We start from the raw sequence: 2,328 nt of genomic DNA on the forward strand, positions 1-2,328 counted from the left end.
TTTCGGGGGCGGTGGGGGGTTCGCCGGAGTCCAGGACCGCCTGGGTCCAGCCGCCTTCGATGACTCCGGTGGCGTCCAGGACGGCCCAGTCGACCACGTCGGTCGCCTCCACCACCACGGGGGCGCCGATTCGCACGCTCTCGTCGGTGTTGGCGTCGCTGGCGCTCACGCCGACGATCCGCTCCGGGGCCTCCCACGAGGTGACACCCGCCCAGACATACTCCGGGCCGTCGTCGCCGGGAAGGCCGTACTTCACCACGAGCTGCGACTCGGCGGGCAACCGGCCGGCCACGAAGCGGGCCCGCGCCTCGTCCAGCGCCGCGCGGGCCGTGGCGACCGCCCGGCTCATCGCGTCACCGGAACGGGCGTAGCGCACATCCGGCTGGATCCCGGAGAACAGCGTCGCGCACGCGGCGGCGTAGTAACGCCCGTCCGGACCGGGATGCCCGGCCGGCGGGCGCAGGCTGAGGAACGAGTCGGCCTCCGGGTCGGTCGCCGGGTCCAGCTCCAGGCGCAGGAGCACCGGCGCGGTCGCGCCGTGCTGCTCCGGGTTGCCGTACGCCACCGCGATGTCGTGCCCGGTCACCGTGGCCAGCACCGGCAACTGCACGAACGCCGGCACCTCCTCGCCGGTGAGCCCGTCGGTCCAGTCCCGCAGGAGCCGACGCGCCGCCCCCGTCATCACCGCACCCCAGGCCCGGGTCAGATGGTCGGGCACCCCCTGGGTCTGCAACTCCAGCAGTCCGAAGCGGCGCAGCCCCTTGGTGGTGAACCACAGCCCCTCGGTGTCCGAGGAGTACGGCACCAGCACCCAGTCGACCAGCCGGATCCGGCCCTGCTCGTCGGGGAGTGAACGCAGCGCGGTGGCCGGGTCGAGGAACTGGAGGCCGAACACGTCCACCACGTCGCTGTCGACGGACTCGGCGACCGCCGCCGCGACCGCCCGGGCCGCCCACTCGTGCGCCGGGGGCCAGCCCGGCCGGTACTCGGCCTGCACCACGACGAGGTGCGTCGCCGCCGCCAGCCGCGCCAACTGCTCCTCGGTGGCGCCGAACGCGGTGAGCAGATCCGGTGGCAGCTCGGGGAACTCGGTGATCGGCCGGGTGTCCACGCTCATCAGCGGGCTGTCCAGCATCTGCCGGGCAAGCCCGTGCACCGGCTCGGCGAGCCGGCCGGTGAGCGCCGCCACCGCCGTCTTCGCGCTGACCTTCGGCAGCCCCACCATCGGCACCAGGTAGGTCGCGCTGAGCGACTCCGGCACCGGTACGGGCAGGAAGTCGTCAGTGATGAGCATGTGGGTTCCCCCGGTTGCCGTGCCGGTGCTGTCGAGCCGAACGCTACCCGGCCCGCCGCGCCCGCTTCAGGCGGACAGCACCAGACCCAGGTAGACAAGCGTGGTGACCACCTCGACCGTCGCACCGAGCACGTCGCCGGTGATGCCGCCGAACCGGCGTACCACGTGGTGGAGCAGCGCGAGCGCGACGGCGAGCGCGACGACGACGGCCAGTGGCCCCTGCCACGGACGGCCCGGCACCGCGGGCACCGCCAGCAGCGCGACGGCCACCGCGCCGGCGGCCGGTGCCAGCGGGCCGACCGTGCCGGCCACCAGCGCGCCGAGGCCGTCGGGTCGGGCCGCCGGTACGCCCCGACGGCAGGCAACGGTCACGCCCAGCCGCCCGGCGGCCGTCGCCACGACCACCGCCGCGAGACACGCCGGCCAGGGGCGACCGGCCAGCTCGGTGAGGGCCGCCGCCTGCACCAGCAGGACGACCACCAGGGCGACCACGCCGAACGGGCCGACGTCCGGCTTCTTCATGATCTCCAGTGCCGCCGCGCCCCGCCGGTACGAGCCGAGGGCGTCCACGGTGTCGGCCAGCCCGTCGAGGTGCAGCCCGCGGGTGAGCAGGGCCGCGGCCCCCAGCGTCACCCCGGCGGCCACCAGCGGTGCGGCGAGCGTGCCGACGAGCAGCAGCACCCCGGCCAGCAGCGCCCCGAGCAGCGCGCCAACCACCGGGGCGAGCGCCATCGCGGCGCCGGCCACCGGGCGGTCGATCCGCCCGGCGCGCACCGGCAGGGTGCTGAACGTGGTGACCGCCAGTCGGGCGCCCGCGACGAGCCGCGACTCAGCCGGCACGCCAGCCCGACGCCGGCTGCTCGTCGGCGCCGGTGCTGGCCGGGCCCGGCCCGTCCGGCTCCGGCTCGGCGAAGTCCGGTTCGGTGTACTCCTCGTCGGTGTACTCCGGCTCCTCGGGCGCCGGCTCGCCGCCGCCCAGGGACGGGTGGGCTGTCTCTTATACACATCTGACGCTGCCGACGATAAGGCTCGGG

General features: G+C 75.3%; 2 protein-coding genes. Both read right to left on the bottom strand.

Annotated features, from left to right (window positions below):
- The coding region (locus tag FHG89_RS00195; RefSeq protein ID WP_139581829.1) for a DUF2314 domain-containing protein at positions 1-1,294 on the bottom strand (1,294 nt) is incomplete at its 3' end.
- A gap of 66 nt (positions 1,295-1,360) precedes the next feature.
- A complete protein-coding gene (locus FHG89_RS00200) occupies positions 1,361-2,134 on the bottom strand; it encodes an adenosylcobinamide-GDP ribazoletransferase (protein ID WP_139581831.1) in 774 nt (257 codons plus the stop codon).
- Positions 2,135-2,328 lie beyond the last annotated feature (194 nt).

Origin of the sequence: Micromonospora orduensis (genome assembly GCF_006228125.1) — a bacterium.
Lineage (GTDB): Bacteria > Actinomycetota > Actinomycetes > Mycobacteriales > Micromonosporaceae > Micromonospora > Micromonospora orduensis.